The 14821-nt window shown below is 75.2% G+C and carries 9 protein-coding genes and 1 pseudogene; 7 read left to right on the top strand and 3 right to left on the bottom strand.

The features are described from left to right. Nucleotides 1-252: 252 nt before the first annotated feature. Nucleotides 253-1359, bottom strand: coding sequence for a DMT family transporter (locus tag V7E45_RS31305; protein WP_333777601.1), 1107 nt, complete (start codon nt 1357-1359; stop codon nt 253-255). 47 nt (nt 1360-1406) lie between these two features. On the opposite strand from V7E45_RS31305, the gene pdxR reads away from it, so the two are divergent. From pdxR to V7E45_RS31330, 5 genes are all read left to right on the top strand, one after another. Then, nucleotides 1407-2849: a MocR-like pyridoxine biosynthesis transcription factor PdxR gene (gene pdxR, locus V7E45_RS31310; protein WP_333777602.1), complete on the top strand. Its 1443-nt coding sequence runs from the start codon at nt 1407-1409 to the stop codon at nt 2847-2849. A 95-nt stretch (nt 2850-2944) separates the two neighbouring features. Further along, nucleotides 2945-4531, top strand: coding sequence for an alkaline phosphatase D family protein (locus V7E45_RS31315; protein WP_333777603.1), 1587 nt, complete (start codon nt 2945-2947; stop codon nt 4529-4531). A 170-nt stretch (nt 4532-4701) separates the two neighbouring features. Then, nucleotides 4702-6102, top strand: a complete 1401-nt coding sequence (locus tag V7E45_RS31320) for an SWIM zinc finger domain-containing protein (RefSeq protein WP_333777604.1) — start codon at nt 4702-4704, stop codon at nt 6100-6102. After that, nucleotides 6099-8756 carry a DUF7824 domain-containing protein gene (locus V7E45_RS31325; RefSeq protein ID WP_333777605.1) on the top strand — a complete coding sequence of 886 codons (2658 nt, stop codon included), beginning with the start codon at nt 6099-6101 and terminating at the stop codon, nt 8754-8756. Before V7E45_RS31320 ends, V7E45_RS31325 begins: the two co-directional genes overlap by 4 nt. Before the next feature lie 153 nt (nt 8757-8909). Next, nucleotides 8910-10349 (top strand): GNAT family N-acetyltransferase, encoded by a 1440-nt coding sequence (locus V7E45_RS31330; RefSeq protein WP_333777606.1) that lies wholly within the window; start codon nt 8910-8912, stop codon nt 10347-10349. A gap of 92 nt (nt 10350-10441) precedes the next feature. Here V7E45_RS31330 and V7E45_RS31335 read toward each other — a convergent pair whose 3' ends face one another. Then, nucleotides 10442-11641, bottom strand: coding sequence for a trans-sulfuration enzyme family protein (locus V7E45_RS31335; protein ID WP_333777607.1), 1200 nt, complete (start codon nt 11639-11641; stop codon nt 10442-10444). A 60-nt stretch (nt 11642-11701) separates the two neighbouring features. Between V7E45_RS31335 and V7E45_RS31340 the strand changes: the two genes are divergently transcribed. Both V7E45_RS31340 and V7E45_RS31345 read left to right on the top strand, forming a co-directional pair. After that, entirely contained in the window at nt 11702-12181 is a 480-nt protein-coding gene (locus V7E45_RS31340) for an Lrp/AsnC family transcriptional regulator (protein WP_333777608.1), read from the top strand. 58 nt (nt 12182-12239) lie between these two features. Beyond that, complete coding sequence (locus V7E45_RS31345; protein ID WP_333777609.1) at nt 12240-13931, top strand: DUF885 domain-containing protein; 1692 nt, start codon at nt 12240-12242, stop codon at nt 13929-13931. 10 nt (nt 13932-13941) lie between these two features. Here V7E45_RS31345 and V7E45_RS31350 read toward each other — a convergent pair. Beyond that, nucleotides 13942-14819, bottom strand: a pseudogene (locus V7E45_RS31350) (SDR family oxidoreductase). Nucleotides 14820-14821 lie beyond the last annotated feature (2 nt).

Consider the following 14821-nt stretch of genomic DNA (forward strand, 5'->3'; position numbering starts at 1 on the left):
GCTCAGGGGCCCGCTGACGGGTGGGTGGCCGCCGGTGGAGGCGGGGCGGGGTGTGAGCCCGCTGACGGATGCGGGGCACCGACGCTCAGGGCCTCGCTGACGGGTGGGTGGCCGCCGGCGGACGCGGGTCGGTGTGCGGGCCCACTGGTGGATGCGGGACGCCGACAGGTGCCGCCAACGGATGCCCGTCCACCGACAGACGTGCAGCCGCCGGCGGACGCGGGCCCGGCGACGGATGCGGGACGCTGACGCTCAGGGGCCCGCTGACGGGTGGGTGGCCGCCGGTGGAGGCGGGGCGGGGTGCGGGACCTCGCTGTCCGAACTGCCGGCGGGCTCGCGGGGTTCCGGTCGCCCGGCACCGGCCGCCTGCCCCTGGCGTACCGGGGGCCGCGGGGAGCTCGCGCGGCGGTTCGGGGCACGCCGGTGTGCGCCGAGGGTGTTCAGCGCGCCCGAGCCCAGGGCGACCCCGGTGCCGACCAGGACGCTGCCGACGGCCTGCGCCGGACCGTAGGAGCCGGTGCCGACGAGCGGGGCGGTGCAGGCGGCGGCCACCGGGATGAGCCCGGAGAAGAGCGTGGCGCGCTCCGCGCCGAGCCGCTGCATCCCCCGGTACCAGCACACGAAGCCGACGACGGTGACGACCACCGCCTGCCACAGCAGCGCGGCGCCCTCCGCGGCGCCGGGAAGCCGCAGCCACGCCCCACCGTCCGCGATCGCGCCGACGAGCGCGGCCTCCAGGGCGGCCACGGCGCACACCGTCGCGGACAGCGTCAGCGGTCCGAGCGGCCGCAGCACCGGCACGGCGAGCACCGCGAACCCCACCTCACCGCCGAGCGCGCACAGCGAGAAGGCGATCCCGGCGGCGTCCGTACGGCCCCAGCCCTGCACGGTGAAGGCGCCGACGGCGACGAGCGCGGCTCCGTGGAGCACCACCGGCCGGGGGCGGCGCCCGTCGAGCAGTGGGCCGAGGACCGCCACCACGACCGGGGCGCAGCCGACGAACACCCCGGGGACCGCGGGTTCGGCGCCCCGTTCGGCGGCGAGGACGGCCAGGTTGAACCCGACCATGCCGACGGCCGCCAGCAGCGCCAGGCGCACCCACCGGGCGGCGCCGAGCGCGCGCACGCGCCGGGCCCCGTCCCGTCCGGCGAACGGGGCGAGCAGCGCGAAGGCCAGGCCGTAGCGGAGGAACTGGCCCCCGGCGTACGGATAGTCGGCCAGGACGCTGTTGGCGGTGAAGGACCCGCCGACCAGCACGCAGGCGAGCGCGGCGAGGAGCGCTCCGCGGACCGGGTCGTTGTGCACGGTGTTCTTCACGGGGGCGGCCTTCGGCCTCGTGGCTGTCGCGGTGGCTTTCATGGCGGTGACGCTAGGCAGCGCGGTGGCCCGGTTTAAGGTCCACTTCCATGACGTCATCGGGGACCAATCCGGCCGGGCTCGCGGGTTCCGCCGCGTGGGAGCTGCTGCTGCCGGCCGTCTCGGCGCCGGCACGCGCGCGCGGCCGTGCCCTCCAGGCGGCCCTGCGGGAGGCGATCCGGGCGGGCCGGCTGGTGTCCGGCACCCGCCTGCCCTCCAGCCGCGACCTGGCCGCCGACCTCGGCGTGTCACGGGGCCTGGTCACGGAGGCGTACGAGCAGCTGGTCGCCGAGGGATATCTGCGCAGCGGCCGTGGGGCGGGCACCTGGGTGGGGGACGCGGTCCGGGCGGCCCCGTCACGCGCGCGTGACTGCGCTCCTCGCTCCCCGGGCGCCCGGATCGACTTCGTGCCGGGCACACCGGACCTGTCGCTGTTCCCGCGGGCCGCCTGGGCCGCGGCGCAGCGCGCGGTGCTGGCCGGGCTGCCGCACCATGACCTCGGCTACCCGGATCCGCGCGGACTGCCCGGGCTGCGCACCGCGCTGGCCGAGCTGCTGACCCGCCGCCGGGGCGTGGTCGCCGATCCGGAGCGGATCGTCGTGGCCTCCGGCGTCGCCCAGGCGGCCAGCCTGCTCGGCGGCGTCCTGCACGCGCGCGGGCTGCGCACGATCGGCGTCGAGGACCCGGGCAGCCCGCAGCACGGAGCCCTCTACGGCGCGAGCGGCCTGCGCGCCGTTCCCCTGCCGCTGGACGAGGAGGGCCTCGCGCTGGAGCCGCTGTTCGCGTCCGGTGCCCGGGCCGTGGCGACGACGCCCGCCCACCAGTACCCGACGGGCATCGCCTTCTCGGCGGCCCGGCGCACCGGACTGCTCGAATGGGCCCGGTCGGTGGACGGCCTGGTGCTGGAGGACGACTACGACGGGGACTTCCGCTACGACCGGGCGCCCGTGGGCGCGCTCCAGGGGCTTGATCCCGACCACGTCGCCTACCTGGGGTCGGTCAGCAAGTCCCTCGCCCCCGGGCTGCGGCTCGGCTGGCTGCTGGTGCCCGAGGCGCTGGCGGAGGAGGTCGTGGAGCGCAAGCGGACCACCGATCTCGGCCATCCCTCGCTCGACCAGGCGGTGTTCGCGCGGTTCCTGGAACGCGGCGACTACGACCGGCAGTTGCGCTGCTGCCAGCGGGCCTACCGGGAACGGCGCGACACCCTGGTGGCCGCGCTGTCCGAGCACTTCCCCGAGGCCCGGGTCTCCGGGATCGCCGCGGGCCTGCACGCCGTGGTGGAGCTTCCCGAACGGTACGGTCCGGAAGGCGGCTTCCTGGAACGGGCCGGTGCCGCCGGGGTCGCCGTACGGCCGCTGAGCGCCTGCACGCACGCGCGTACCGGTGCCCGCGGTGTGCGGCTGGTACTGGGGTACGCGCATCTGCCGCCCGCCCGGATCCGGGCGGGGATCGGGCTGATGGCGACGGCGCCGACCTGCCGGTCCGGGCCGTAGGGCCTGAAGTTCACCCGCGGTTCGCGTGCCCGCCTCGGCGCGCCAGTAGGTGTGGCTGTGCACACCGGCCGGATCATGTCCCTGGAGGAGCAGCCATGTCAGACCGTCCGTTCCCCGGCCGCCGCAGCGTGCTGCGCGGCTCCCTCGCCGCGTCGGCGGCCCTGACCCTGCCCGTGGGCCTCGGCGCCGCGCCGGCGTTCGCCCGCTCCGGTCGCCCCGAGGCCGGCTGGGGCGTGCAGACGGGCGACGTGACCGCCGATTCGGGCCTGGTGTGGGTACGCGCCGACCGCCCGGCCCGGATGATCGTGGAGACGTCGGCCACCGAGTCGTTCCGCGCCCCGCGCCGCTGGCAGGGCCCGCTGCTGGGCGCAGGCACGGACTTCACCGGCACCACCCGGCTGCACGGCCTGCCCTCCGGTGAGCAGATCCACTACCGCGTCCTGCTCGCGGACCCGGACGACCCGCGCCGTACCGGCGAGCCCGTGACCGGCACCTTCCGCACCGTCTCCCGGCGGCGCCGGGACGGTGTGCGGTTCCTGTGGTCGGGTGACCTGGCCGGCCAGGGCTGGGGCATCAACCCCGACCGGGGCGGCTACCGCATCTACGAGGCGATGGCGAAGCTCGATCCGGACTTCTTCCTGTGCAGCGGCGACAACATCTACGCGGACGGCCCGATCGCCGCCACCCAGGCCCTGCCGGACGGCGGCACCTGGCGGAACGTCACCACCGAGGAGAAGGCGAAGGTCGCCGAGACCCTCGCGGACTTCCGGGGCAACTTCCGCTACAACCTGCTGGACGCGAACCTGCGCCGGTTCAACGCCCAGGTGCCCTCCGTCATCCAGTGGGACGACCACGAGGTCCGCAACAACTGGTACCCGGGCGAGGTGATCGCCACCACGGACACCCGGTACACCGAGAAGAGCGTCGACGTGCTCGCGGCCCGCGCCCGGCGGGCGTTCGGCGAGTACTTTCCGATCTCCACGCTGCGCCGGGGCGCCAAGGAGGGCCGTGTCCACCGCGTGCTGCGCCAGGGCCCGCTGCTGGACGTGTTCGTGCTGGACATGCGGACCTACCGCAACGCCAACTCCCCCGACGACCAGACCGTCGACCCGCAGGGCATCATGGGCCGGGAGCAGCTGGAGTGGCTCAAGCGTGAGCTGTCCCGCTCGCGTGCGGTGTGGAAGGTGATCGCCGCCGACATGCCGATCGGTCTCGTCGTGCCCGACACGACGGAGGGCCGGCCGAACTTCGAGGCGGTGGCGCAGGGCGACCCGGGGGCGCCGCTCGGCCGTGAGCTGCAGATCGCCGAGCTGCTGAGGTTCGTCAAGCACCGGCGGATCACCGGCACCGTGTGGCTGACGGCGGACGTGCACCACACCTCGGCCCAGCACTACCAGCCGTCGCGGGCGGCGTTCACCGACTTCGAGCCGTTCTGGGAGTTCGTCTCCGGGCCGCTGAACGCCGGTGCCTTCCCGGCCAGCGCGCTGGACGGCACGTTCGGTCCCGAGCGGGTGTTCGTCAAGGCGCCGACCGCGTCGAACGTCTCGCCCGCCGGCGGTTACCAGTTCTTCGGCGAGGTCGACATCGACGGCGGCAGCGGCGAGCTGACGGTACGGCTGCGCGAGCAGGACGGCTCGGTGCTGTTCACGCGGACGCTGCGACCCGGCCTGGTCGGGCAGTAGCACCCCGGAGGGGCGGCGGGTCCCGTACGCTCGAAGCCGTGCCGCGCACCGGCGTCATCCCCCGGTGCGCGGCCCCGGCCGCCGTGGGCGCCCCGGCCGCCAACTCCCCAGCCTGAAGGGCGTTTTCGCAGGTCAGGCCGATTGTCAGTGGTCGCCTCTACGGTTTTTCCATGACGCGATCACTGCAGGCCGTGGCCTATCGCCGACCCTCCGCACTCGAGTCCGCGGCGGACGGGCGCCACCTCGGGCTGGAGACGTCCCGGGGCGCGACGCCCACGGGTTTCCAGGACCATCCGCGGTTCTTCTCGGGCTTCGTGACCTCGCCTCAGGTCGCCGCCGCGGCGCTGCTGGCGGTGGCCGACGTGGCGGCCGCGCGCTACTACCAGCCGCAGCTGCGCGCCTCGCTCGACCCGGTCGTGACGGGCAACGGCGACCGGCTGCGCTTCGAGTCCTTCTCCGGCTGCGGCGGGGTGTACGCCCGACTTGACGTCCTCACCCCGGGTCTCGACGGCGGCGAGGTGGGGCACGGCACGACGAACGTCGACGTCAACAACCCGCTGCGCGAGGCGCTGTCCCGGATCGGCTCGGACGACCCGCTGCATCTGCGCGTCGGTCCGGACGAGCTGGCGGTCACCACGCTGGACGGCCCGGTGGTGGAGAAGAAGGTCCCGCTGCCCGACCGGTGGCTGCGCGGCTTCGCCGAGGCCCAGGTCATAGCGGCCGGGTTCGACCTGCGGGCGGAGCTGCCCGCGGACGAGGCGGTGCGGTTCCTGCGCGGGCTGCCGCGGGCGGGCGGGGCGCGGCGGTCCGCCGCCGGGCCGCGCTGGGTGGTGCCGGTGGGCCGCGGACTGCGGCCGACGACGCGGCCGGTGCCGGGCGCGGTGTGCCTGCCGGGTCCCGAGCGGCTGGCGGCGCTGCAGCGCGTGCTGCGGCACGCGACGGCCCTGCGGGTGTACGGCCCGGCGGTCGGCGCCGCGGCCGCCGCTGCCGCCGCCTGGGAGGTGGTCCTGCCCGGCATGCGGCTGACGCTCACCCTGTCGCCGGACGCCTCGCGCGGCTTCTCCGGCGAGGGCGGTGTCCTGGACGCCCTCGCCACCGAGGAGAGCGCTGAGGACGCGGAGCTGATCGCCGTGCTGCTGGCGTGGGAGCCCCGCGTCGACGTGGCCGACCTCGCCGCGTCGTCGGGTCTGACGCCCGAGCGGGTGCGGGCCGCCCTGGTTCGCCTCGGCACCTCGGGCCGCGTGGGCTACGACACGGCGGAGGCGGCCTACTTCCACCGGGAGCTGCCGTACGACGCGGAGCGCGTCGAGAAGCACAATCCTCGGCTGCGCTCGGCGCGGGCGCTGGTGGCGGCGGGCGCGGTGGGCCTGGACGGTCACCTCGCCACGGTGACCGCCGAGGACGGACACGCGCACCGGGTGCGGGACGAGGCCGGGGTGCTCACGTGCAGCTGCCTGTGGTGGGCGAAGTACCGGGGCGGACGCGGACCGTGCAAGCACGCGCTCGCGGTACGGATGGTGCGGCGGGGCGCCGCCGCGGAGCCGGCGGTCGTCGGTGGGGGTGCGCGATGAACGAGCTGATGGAGGCGGTACGGGCCGGGCGGACGGCTCAGACGCTGCGGCTGACGGCGCGGCTGACGGACGCCGAACGGCGGGCGTGCCTGGCCGGGTTGAAGGAGCTGCGCAAGGAGCTGCGGAAGGTCCCGGCGTGGGAGAACCGGTCGGTGAAGGTGCTTCCGGCGCTGCACCTCGCCGGCGCGGCCTGCCACACCGGAGCGGCCGCGGCCGCCGCCTGGATCGCGGCGGGCGACCTGCGCTGGAACCAGGCGCCGACCGACGCGCTGCTGCGCGCGCTGGAGGGCCGGGACACCGGCTGGCTGGCCGACGTGGCACACCGGCTGGCCCGGCGGCCCGAGTCCGCGGGCGTACCGTACGACCTGATGGCCGGGCTGGTGGCCCGGTCGGGGTGCGAGGTTCCGGTGACCGACCCCTATGTGGTCGGCTGGGTCCGGCACGTCGGGGCCGGCCGGTGCCGGGACCTCGTCGACCGGCTGCGCCGCGAGCCGAACCTGGCACCGCTGGTCGGCGGGCTGTTCACACTCACGGATCTCAGCGGCGTCCGCTGGTGGTTCGGTGACGGGCCGGACTCGTGGCAGTGCGCCCTGGCCGCCCTGGCCCGGGAGGGGCTGCTGGACCGCGCGGACCTGGTCGACGCCTGTGTCGCCCGGCTGCTGCGCGGCGGCGGCCCCACCGACCACCGGGTCTTCCTGCCGCTGCTGACGGAGCTGGGGCTCACCCGGGAGGAGCAGCGGGCGCGGATCCCCGACTGGACCGCGCTGGCCCGTGACGCGGTCTCCCCCGTCGCCTCCCACGCCCAGGCGGTGCTCGCCGGTCTCGCGCTGGGCGGCGGGCTGGCCTCACGCCAACTGGCCGAGGCCTCCGAGGGTCTGCTGTTCCGCGCCGAGAAGAAGCTCGTACGGGCCCAGCTCGTGCTGCTGGGCAAGGTGCTGTCCCGGGACGCCGAGGCGACGGCGGAGCTGCTGCCGGTCGTGGCCGAGGCGTTCGGGCACGAGGACACCGAGGTGCAGGAGCGGGCGCTCAAGCTCGTGGAGCGCCACGCGAAGCGGCTGGACGACACCGAGGCACGCGACCGGCTGGCCTGCCTGCTCCCCCAGCTCGTCCCGGCGCTGCGCACGCGGGCGGCCGCCGTGCTGGGCGTAGCCGCGGACACGGCCGAGGAGGTGTACGAGGAGGTGCTGCCGCCCGCCCCGGAGCCGGTCCGGTCGGCGCCCGCCCCCCGGACGGCCGAGGAAGTGGCCGAGGAGGTGGGCGCGCTGCTGGCCTCCGACGGGGACGTGGCCGCGTTCGAGCGGGCGCTGGACGGTCTGGTGCGGCAGACCCACCAGGACCCGGACGGTCTGCGCGCGGCGCTCGCCCCGGTGATCGCGACCCGCTGGTGGGCGCAGACCGAGCAGCGGCACTGGTACAGCCGGGAGGACCTGTTCGGCAACACCCGCTACGGCCTGCTCACCGCCCAGGAGGGCCTGGAGCTGCTTCTCGCGACCTTGCACGGCGCGGTGAGCACGTCCACCCTGTGCGAGGCGATGCGGCGGGGGCCGAACGAGCACGAGTGCGCGCACAGCGGCCTCTCCCGGGTCTTCGACGCCCGGTTGCGGGAGGTGGCCTACCGGCTGCGCACGGACCCGATGCCGTTGCTCCTCGCCACGCCCACCTGGAGCACGGGGCTGCTGGAGCCGGATGAACTGGTGGACCGTCTCGCCGAGTACCGGCGGCTGGACGCCCGGGTGGGCGCGAGCGACTTCGCCCAGGCGCTGCTGCGGGTGCGCCGGGACGACCGTGCGGCCGCCGAGGGGGCGGCGCGGCGGGCCAGGGCGCTCGGCACCCCGGAGGGGACGCGGCTGGCGCGCTGGCTCGGCGCCGTGAACACGCTCCCGCGGACCGGACGGCGCACCAGGGGCGTCCGGATCCTGCTGGAGCAGGCCGAACTCCTCGAGCTGCAGGACGGTTTCCCGCAGGAGTTCCAGCGGCTCGGCCGGCCGATGTCGGTGTTCGCGGACCGCCGGCACTGCGCCCACTGGGACCGGGCGATACGCCGGCACTGGCTCGCCGTGCTGCCGGAGCGGCGCGAGATGGTCGCGGCGCGGCTGCTGGGCGACCTGTCGGGCACGGCGGTGGACGACGACCGGGGCGCCGCCGTCCTGCCGCTGCTGGCCGAGTCCGGGGGCGAGGCGGGCGAGGCGGTGCACCTGTGCGTGGCGTACGGGCTCGGTGCGCGGCACCAGGAGGACCGGCTCGCCGCCGTGGACGCCGTGCTGGTGCTCGCCGCCCGCGGGGAGCTGGACGCGGCCCGGCTGGGTTCGGATCTGGGTGAGCTGGTGGGGCGCGGCGCGGTGAAGCCGCAGCGGCTGGCGGACTCGGCGCGGACGGCGGCGGCGGCCGGGGCGAACGCGACGATGTGGGAGATGCTCCGGCACGTGCTGCCGGTGCCCCTGGCCGGTCTCGCGGGCGCCCGCCCTGAGGCTGCCGCGGTGGCGGCCAGGGGCCTCGGGGACCTGCTGGCGGTGGCGGCGGAGTGCGCCGAGCGGTCCGGGGCGAAGGGTGAGGTGCCGCAGCTGGCGGCGGCCGCCGCCCGGCGCGGCTCCTCCCGCCTGGTCGCCCAGGCGCGGCGGCTGCGGGACGCGCTGGCAGAGGAGGTGGCCGCCTGATTCACCCCGGCGACAGCCGTCGTACCGGCGACGACTGCACACCTCGACCGAGGAAATGCCAACAAAAGGGCGGAAGCATGCTTTACCCATCGGTCACAATACGTTCGTGATCACGCAACACCGTTCCTTCACAGTGGCTGCATGACTCCAGACATGTCTCAGGCGAACCGGGCCCGGCACGGACGGCCCGTGCACCACTGGCGGCGGGATCTCGTCGAACTCGCCGCGCTGTTCACCGCGGTCGCGGTGGCGGACGCGGTGGCGAACCTGATCGGGCACGGGCCCGACGGTCCGGCGCTGCTGGTGATCTCGGCCCTGGCGCTGGCCGCGACGGCGGGCTTCCACACCTGGTGGGCCCGCCGCCACGGGCACGCACCGCCGCCCTCCGGTGATACCGGCGCCCGGCCGGCCGCCGAGGGGCGGCCGGCCGGGCACTCGCCGGAAGCGGACCCTTCGGAGCGAGGCGGGGACGCGGCGAGCACGCTGTGGCGGATGCGGACGACGGTGAAGGACGAGCCGGGCTCGCTGGCCGCGCTCTGCGCGGCGCTTGCCGGGCGGCGGGTCGACATCCTGAGCCTGCAGACGCACCCGCTGGCCGACGGCACGGTCGACGAGTTCCTGCTGCGCGCGCCGCGGGCGCTGGCGGCGGACGAGATCACCCGGGCGGTCTCGCTGGCCGGGGGCGTGTCCACGTGGATCGAGCGGGCCGACGCCCACGATCTGGTGGACGCGCCGACCCGGGTGCTCGGTCTTGCCACGCGTACCGCACTGGACCCGGCGGAACTGCCTTTGACCCTGCGGCAGTTGCTGGGCCGGTGCACGATCCGCTCGCTGCCCGCGAAGCCGGCCGGCGGCGGCCGCGGACCGGAGCCCGTGCCGGTGGAAGGTGCCCTGGAGGACACCGTCATGCGGCTGCGGGCGCCGGAGGGCGGCGTGATCACCGTCGAGCGGCCGTATCTGCCGTTCACGCCGACCGAGTTCGCGCGGGCCAGGGCCCTGGTGGAGCTGGACAGCCGGCTCGGACCGCGCATCCCGAGCGCCCAGGACGTGCTGACGCTGCCGGAGGGGAACGACATCACGGTGCGCCGGGTGGACACCGGCGACCTGGCGGCGGCCAGGGCGATGCACGAGCGGTGCTCGAAGCGCACCCTCGACATGCGGTACCACGGACCCGTGGGCGACGCGGACCGCTACCTGAACCACCTGCTCAGCCCTCGCTTCGGACGGACGCTGGCCGCTCAGACCCCCTCGGGGCGCGTCGTCGGCCTCGGTCACCTGCTGTGGGACGGCGACGAGACGGAGGTCGCCCTGCTGATCGAGGACACCTGGCAGCGGCGCGGGGTCGGCGCCGAACTGCTGGGCCGGCTGGTGGCGATGGCGGTGGAGGCCGGCTGCGAGAGCGTGTACGCGGTGACGCAGGCGTCCAACACCGGGATGGTGGCCGCGATGCGCGGTCTGGGGCTGCCCCTGGACTACCAGATCGAGGAGGGCACCCTGGTGATCACCGCCCGCCTGGACGCCACGTCGGTGGCCGCGCTGCCGCCGTACGACACGAGCGGCCGGCGGCTCGGCGGTGCGGGGCGCCGCGACTGACCCCGCCCCGGCCCGCCGACGCCCACGGTCTGGCGGACGGACCGCGGACGGCCCGGCGGGTGCCCGCCGGGCCGTCTTCGTGCGCAACCCCGTCAGCGCACGGCTTCTTGCAGCGGTACCGGCGTGCGGGTCCGCTCCCCCAGGGCGTGATCGAGGTCGGCCCACAGGTCGTCGACGTCCTCCAGGCCCACCGACATCCGCAGCAGTCTGTCGCTCACCCCGGCCCCGCGCCGGTCGTCGGCGTCGACGATGCGGTGGCTGATGGAGGCCGGGTGCTGGATGAGGGTGTCGACGCTGCCCAGGCTCACCGCCGGGGTGATCAGCCCGACCCGGGAGATCACCTCGTGCGGGTCGCCGTGCACCTCGAAGGCGACCATCGCGCCGCCCAGACGCGGGTAGTGGACGCGGGTCACGCGCCGGTCGACGGCGAGCCGGCCGGCGAGTTCGGCGGCGCTCGCCGAGGCGGCCCGGACCCGTACCGGCAGCGTGGACAGGCCCCTGAGCAGCAGGTAGCCGGCCAGCGGGTGCAGGACACCACCCGTGGCGAAACGTATCTTCCGAAGCTGTCCGGCGAACTCCTCGTCGCAGGCGACGACTCCGGCCAGTACATCGCCGTGGCCGCCGATGTACTTGGTGGCGCTGTGCAGCACCAGACGCGCGCCGTGTTCGGCGGGGCGCTGCAGGACGGGTGTGGCGAAGGTGTTGTCGGCCAGCAGCGGCACCTGGCCGCAGGAGTGGGCGACGGCGCGCAGGTCGACCTCGGCGAGCGTGGGGTTGGCAGGGGACTCGACCATCACCAGGCCGGTGTCGGGACGCAGCGCGTCGGCGATGCCGGCCGGGTCGGTCCAGGTCACCTCCGAGCCGAGGAGCCCGGCGGTCAGCAGGTGGTCGCTGCACCCGTACAGGGGCCGTACCGCCACTACGTGGCGCAGGCCGAGGGCGGAACGGGCGAGGAGGACCGCGCTGAGCGCCGCCATGCCGCTGCCGAAGGCCACGGCGGACTCGGTGCCCTCCAGCCGGGCCAGGGCGGTCTCGAAGCGGGCGACCGTCGGGTTGCCGAGGCGGCCGTAGATCGGCGGTCCGTCCGGGTCGGCACCGTCGGTGGCGAAGGCGTCGATGCGGGCGGCCTCCCCGCGGCTGTCGTAGGAGGGGTAGGTGGTGGACAGATCGATGGGCGGGGCGTGCAGGCCCTGGCGGGCGAGATCGTCGCGGCCGGCGTGCACGGCCTCGGTGGCCAGTGCTCTCGATGCGGTGCGTACGTCGTCGTAGGCACCGGTGCTCGCTGTGTCCATGGGCGGAAGAGTGAACAGTGAACGGTTCACGGGGATCGAACACCGTGCTACGTTCGGCCAATGGCCGAATCTGTCGTACTGGATCCGGTGGACCTCCATCTGCTGCGCCTTCTGCAGAACGACGCCCGGACCACCTACCGCGATCTCGCCGCCCAGGTGGGCGTCGCGCCGTCCACCTGCCTGGACCGGGTGACCCGGCTGCGCCGCTCCGGGGTGATCCTCGGCCACCAGCTGCGGCTGGATCCCGCGAAGCTGGGGCGCGGTCTGGAAGCCCTGCTGTCGGTGCAGGTCAGGCCGCATCGACGGGAGCTGGTGGGACCCTTCGTGGACCGGATCCGCGCGCTGCCGGAGTCGCGGACCGTGTACCACCTGACCGGCCCCGACGACTACCTGGTGCACGTGGCGGTGGCGGACATGACCGATCTGCAGCGGCTGGTGCTGGACGAGTTCACGGCGCACCGGGAAGTGGCCCGGGTGGAGACCCGGTTGATCTTCCAGCAGTGGGACTGCGGGCCGCTGCTGCCCCCGGCCACGCCCTGAGCGGAATCCGGCGATACGCGGGTGACGGGGCCGCCGTCCCCGTACGAGGATGGGCGGCATGTCTGAGATCCGGATCCCGCTGCCCCGTCAGGTCGCCGACGCGTACGTGGACGACCTCATCGCCGTCGACCCCGTCACCGGTACCTACCTCGGTGTGAAGGAGAGTTCGAGCAGGCTGCCCGACTACTCGCCGCGGGGCCAGGAGGCCCTGGCCGAGCTGGCGCGGGCCACCCTCGCGCGGCTCGACGAGGCGGAGCGGCAGCCCGGCGCGGACAGCGACGTCGAGCGCCGCTGCGCCCGGCTGCTGCGCGAGCGGCTGACCGCCGAACTCGCCGTGCACGACGCCGACGAGCACCTGCGTGCGGTCGGCAACATGCACACGCCCGGCCACTCGGTGCGGGACGTCTTCACCGTGATGCCGGCGCAGACCGAGGAGGACTGGAGCGCGATCGCCGCGCGGCTGCGCGCGGTGCCGGCCGCGCTCGCGGGCTACCGGGAGTCCCTCGAGCTGGGCCTGGAGCGCAAGCTGTACGCGGCGCCCCGGCCGACGGCGACCTTCGTCGAGCAGCTCACCGAGTGGTCGGACACCGACGGCCAGGGCCGTGGCTGGTACGAGGACTTCGCCGCCGCCGGTCCGGACGCGCTCCGCGCCGAGCTGGACGACGCGGCGCGCACGGCGACCGCGGCCGTCGCGGAGCTGCGCGACTGGATGCGGGACGTCTACGCGCCGGCGGTCGAGGACGCCCCGAACACGGTGGGCCGCGAGCGGTACGCGCGCTGGTCCCGCTACTTCAACGGCACCGACCTGGACCTGGACGAGGCGTACGCGTACGGCTGGTCGGAGTTCCACCGGATCCTCGGCGAGATGCGGCAGGAGGCGGAGAAGATCCTGCCCGGCGCCGAGACGCCGTGGGTGGCGCTCGCGCACCTGGACGAGCACGGCCGGCACATCGAGGGTGTCGAAGAGGTGCGGGAGTGGCTGCAGGGGCTGATGGACCGGGCCATCGCGGACCTGGACGGCACGCACTTCGAACTCGCCGAGCGGGTGCGGCGGGTGGAGTCGCGCATCGCCCCGCCCGGTGGTGCCGCCGCCCCGTACTACACGCCTCCCTCGGAGGACTTCTCCCGGCCCGGCCGGACCTGGCTGCCGACCATGGGCCTGACCCGGTTCCCGGTGTACGACCTGGTGTCGACCTGGTACCACGAGGGTGTGCCCGGCCACCATCTCCAGCTCGCGCAGTGGGCGCACGTGGCCGAGGACCTCTCCCGCTACCAGGCCGGCGTCGGCGGGGTCAGTGCCAACGCCGAGGGGTGGGCGCTGTACGCGGAGCGCCTGATGGACGAGCTGGGCTACCTGACCGACGCCGAGGTGCGCCTCGGCTACCTGGACGCGCAGATGATGCGGGCGGCCCGGGTCATCGTGGACATCGGCATGCACCTGGAGCTGGAGATCCCGGCGGACTCGCCGTTCCACCCCGGGGAGCGCTGGACGCCGGAGCTGGCGCAGGAGTTCTTCGGCGCGCACAGCAGCCGGCCGGCGGACTTCGTGGAGAGCGAGCTGACCCGGTACCTGACCATTCCCGGCCAGGCGATCGGCTACAAGCTCGGTGAGCGGGCCTGGCTGCTGGGCCGTGCGAACGCCCGTGAGCGGCACGGCGACGCCTTCGACCTGAAGGCGTGGCACATGGCGGCCCTGTCGCAGGGTTCGCTGGGCCTGGACGACCTGGTGGACGAGCTGTCCCGGCTCTGATCCCGCCGGGTCACCCCCGCCGGAACCCGCCCTCGGAGTTGACGACCTCGCCGGTGACCCAGCCCGCCTCGTCCGTGGCCAGCCACGCGATGAGCCGGGCCGGGTCGTCGGGCTGCCCCCAGCGTCCGGCGGGGAACCGGGCGGCCACGGCCGCGTGGTCGGCCCCGGTGGCGTACCCCGTGTCGACCGGGCCGGGGTTGACGGTGTTCACCGTGATCCCCTGCCCGGCGAGGGCCGTCGCCAGGGAGCGGGTGACGGAGGCCAGGGCGCCCTTCTGCAGGGCGTAGGCGATCTCGTCGGGCATCCCGCCCGCGATGTCCTGTCCTGAGGTCATCATCACCACGCGCCCGCCCGGGGTCCCCTGCGGGAGCCGGGCGCGCGCACGGGCGTACGCCTGGACGAGCAGCAGGACCGAGCGGGTGTCGACCGCCCAGTGGGCGTCCAGCATCGCCGCGTCGATCTCGTCCAGGGTGCCGTCGGAGCCGCTCAGGGCGTGGTTGGCGACGAGGATGTCGAGCCGGCCGAACTCCGCCACGACGGCGTCGACCAGCCGGGCCGGTGCGGCCGGGTCGGAGAGGTCGCCGGGTCCGGAGGTGACCCGGGCCGCCGGGTCGGCGAGCGCCNGACCAGCCGGGCCGGTGCGGCCGGGTCGGAGAGGTCGCCGGGTCCGGAGGTGACCCGGGCCGCCGGGTCGGCGAGCGCCTCGCGCACGGAGCCGGTGACGGCCTCGACGCTGTCGGCGCCCCAGGGCATCGCGGCGTCGTGCGGCACATGGTGGTGCAGGTGGACGCTCGCCCCGTACGCGGCCAGCCGCCGGGCCACCGCGTGCCCGATGCCGGCCCGTCTGCTGACGCCGGTGACGAGCGCGGTACGGCCGCGCAGGGGCAGGG

This window comes from Streptomyces sp. IBSBF 3136, from assembly GCF_036815105.1.
GTDB lineage: Bacteria > Actinomycetota > Actinomycetes > Streptomycetales > Streptomycetaceae > Streptomyces.

Bases quoted from the DNA above. Each gene is read 5' to 3' on its own strand.
- V7E45_RS31330 (WP_333777606.1), top strand. From the start codon at position 8,910: ATGTCTCAGGCGAACCGGGCCCGGCACGGACGGCCCGTGCACCACTGG.
- V7E45_RS31345 (WP_333777609.1), top strand. From the start codon at position 12,240: ATGTCTGAGATCCGGATCCCGCTGCCCCGTCAGGTCGCCGACGCGTAC.
- V7E45_RS31340 (WP_333777608.1), top strand. From the start codon at position 11,702: ATGGCCGAATCTGTCGTACTGGATCCGGTGGACCTCCATCTGCTGCGC.
- V7E45_RS31315 (WP_333777603.1), top strand. From the start codon at position 2,945: ATGTCAGACCGTCCGTTCCCCGGCCGCCGCAGCGTGCTGCGCGGCTCC.
- V7E45_RS31325 (WP_333777605.1), top strand. From the start codon at position 6,099: ATGAACGAGCTGATGGAGGCGGTACGGGCCGGGCGGACGGCTCAGACG.
- pdxR (WP_333777602.1), top strand. From the start codon at position 1,407: ATGACGTCATCGGGGACCAATCCGGCCGGGCTCGCGGGTTCCGCCGCG.
- V7E45_RS31305 (WP_333777601.1), bottom strand. From the start codon at position 1,359: ATGAAAGCCACCGCGACAGCCACGAGGCCGAAGGCCGCCCCCGTGAAG.
- V7E45_RS31335 (WP_333777607.1), bottom strand. From the start codon at position 11,641: ATGGACACAGCGAGCACCGGTGCCTACGACGACGTACGCACCGCATCG.
- V7E45_RS31320 (WP_333777604.1), top strand. From the start codon at position 4,702: ATGACGCGATCACTGCAGGCCGTGGCCTATCGCCGACCCTCCGCACTC.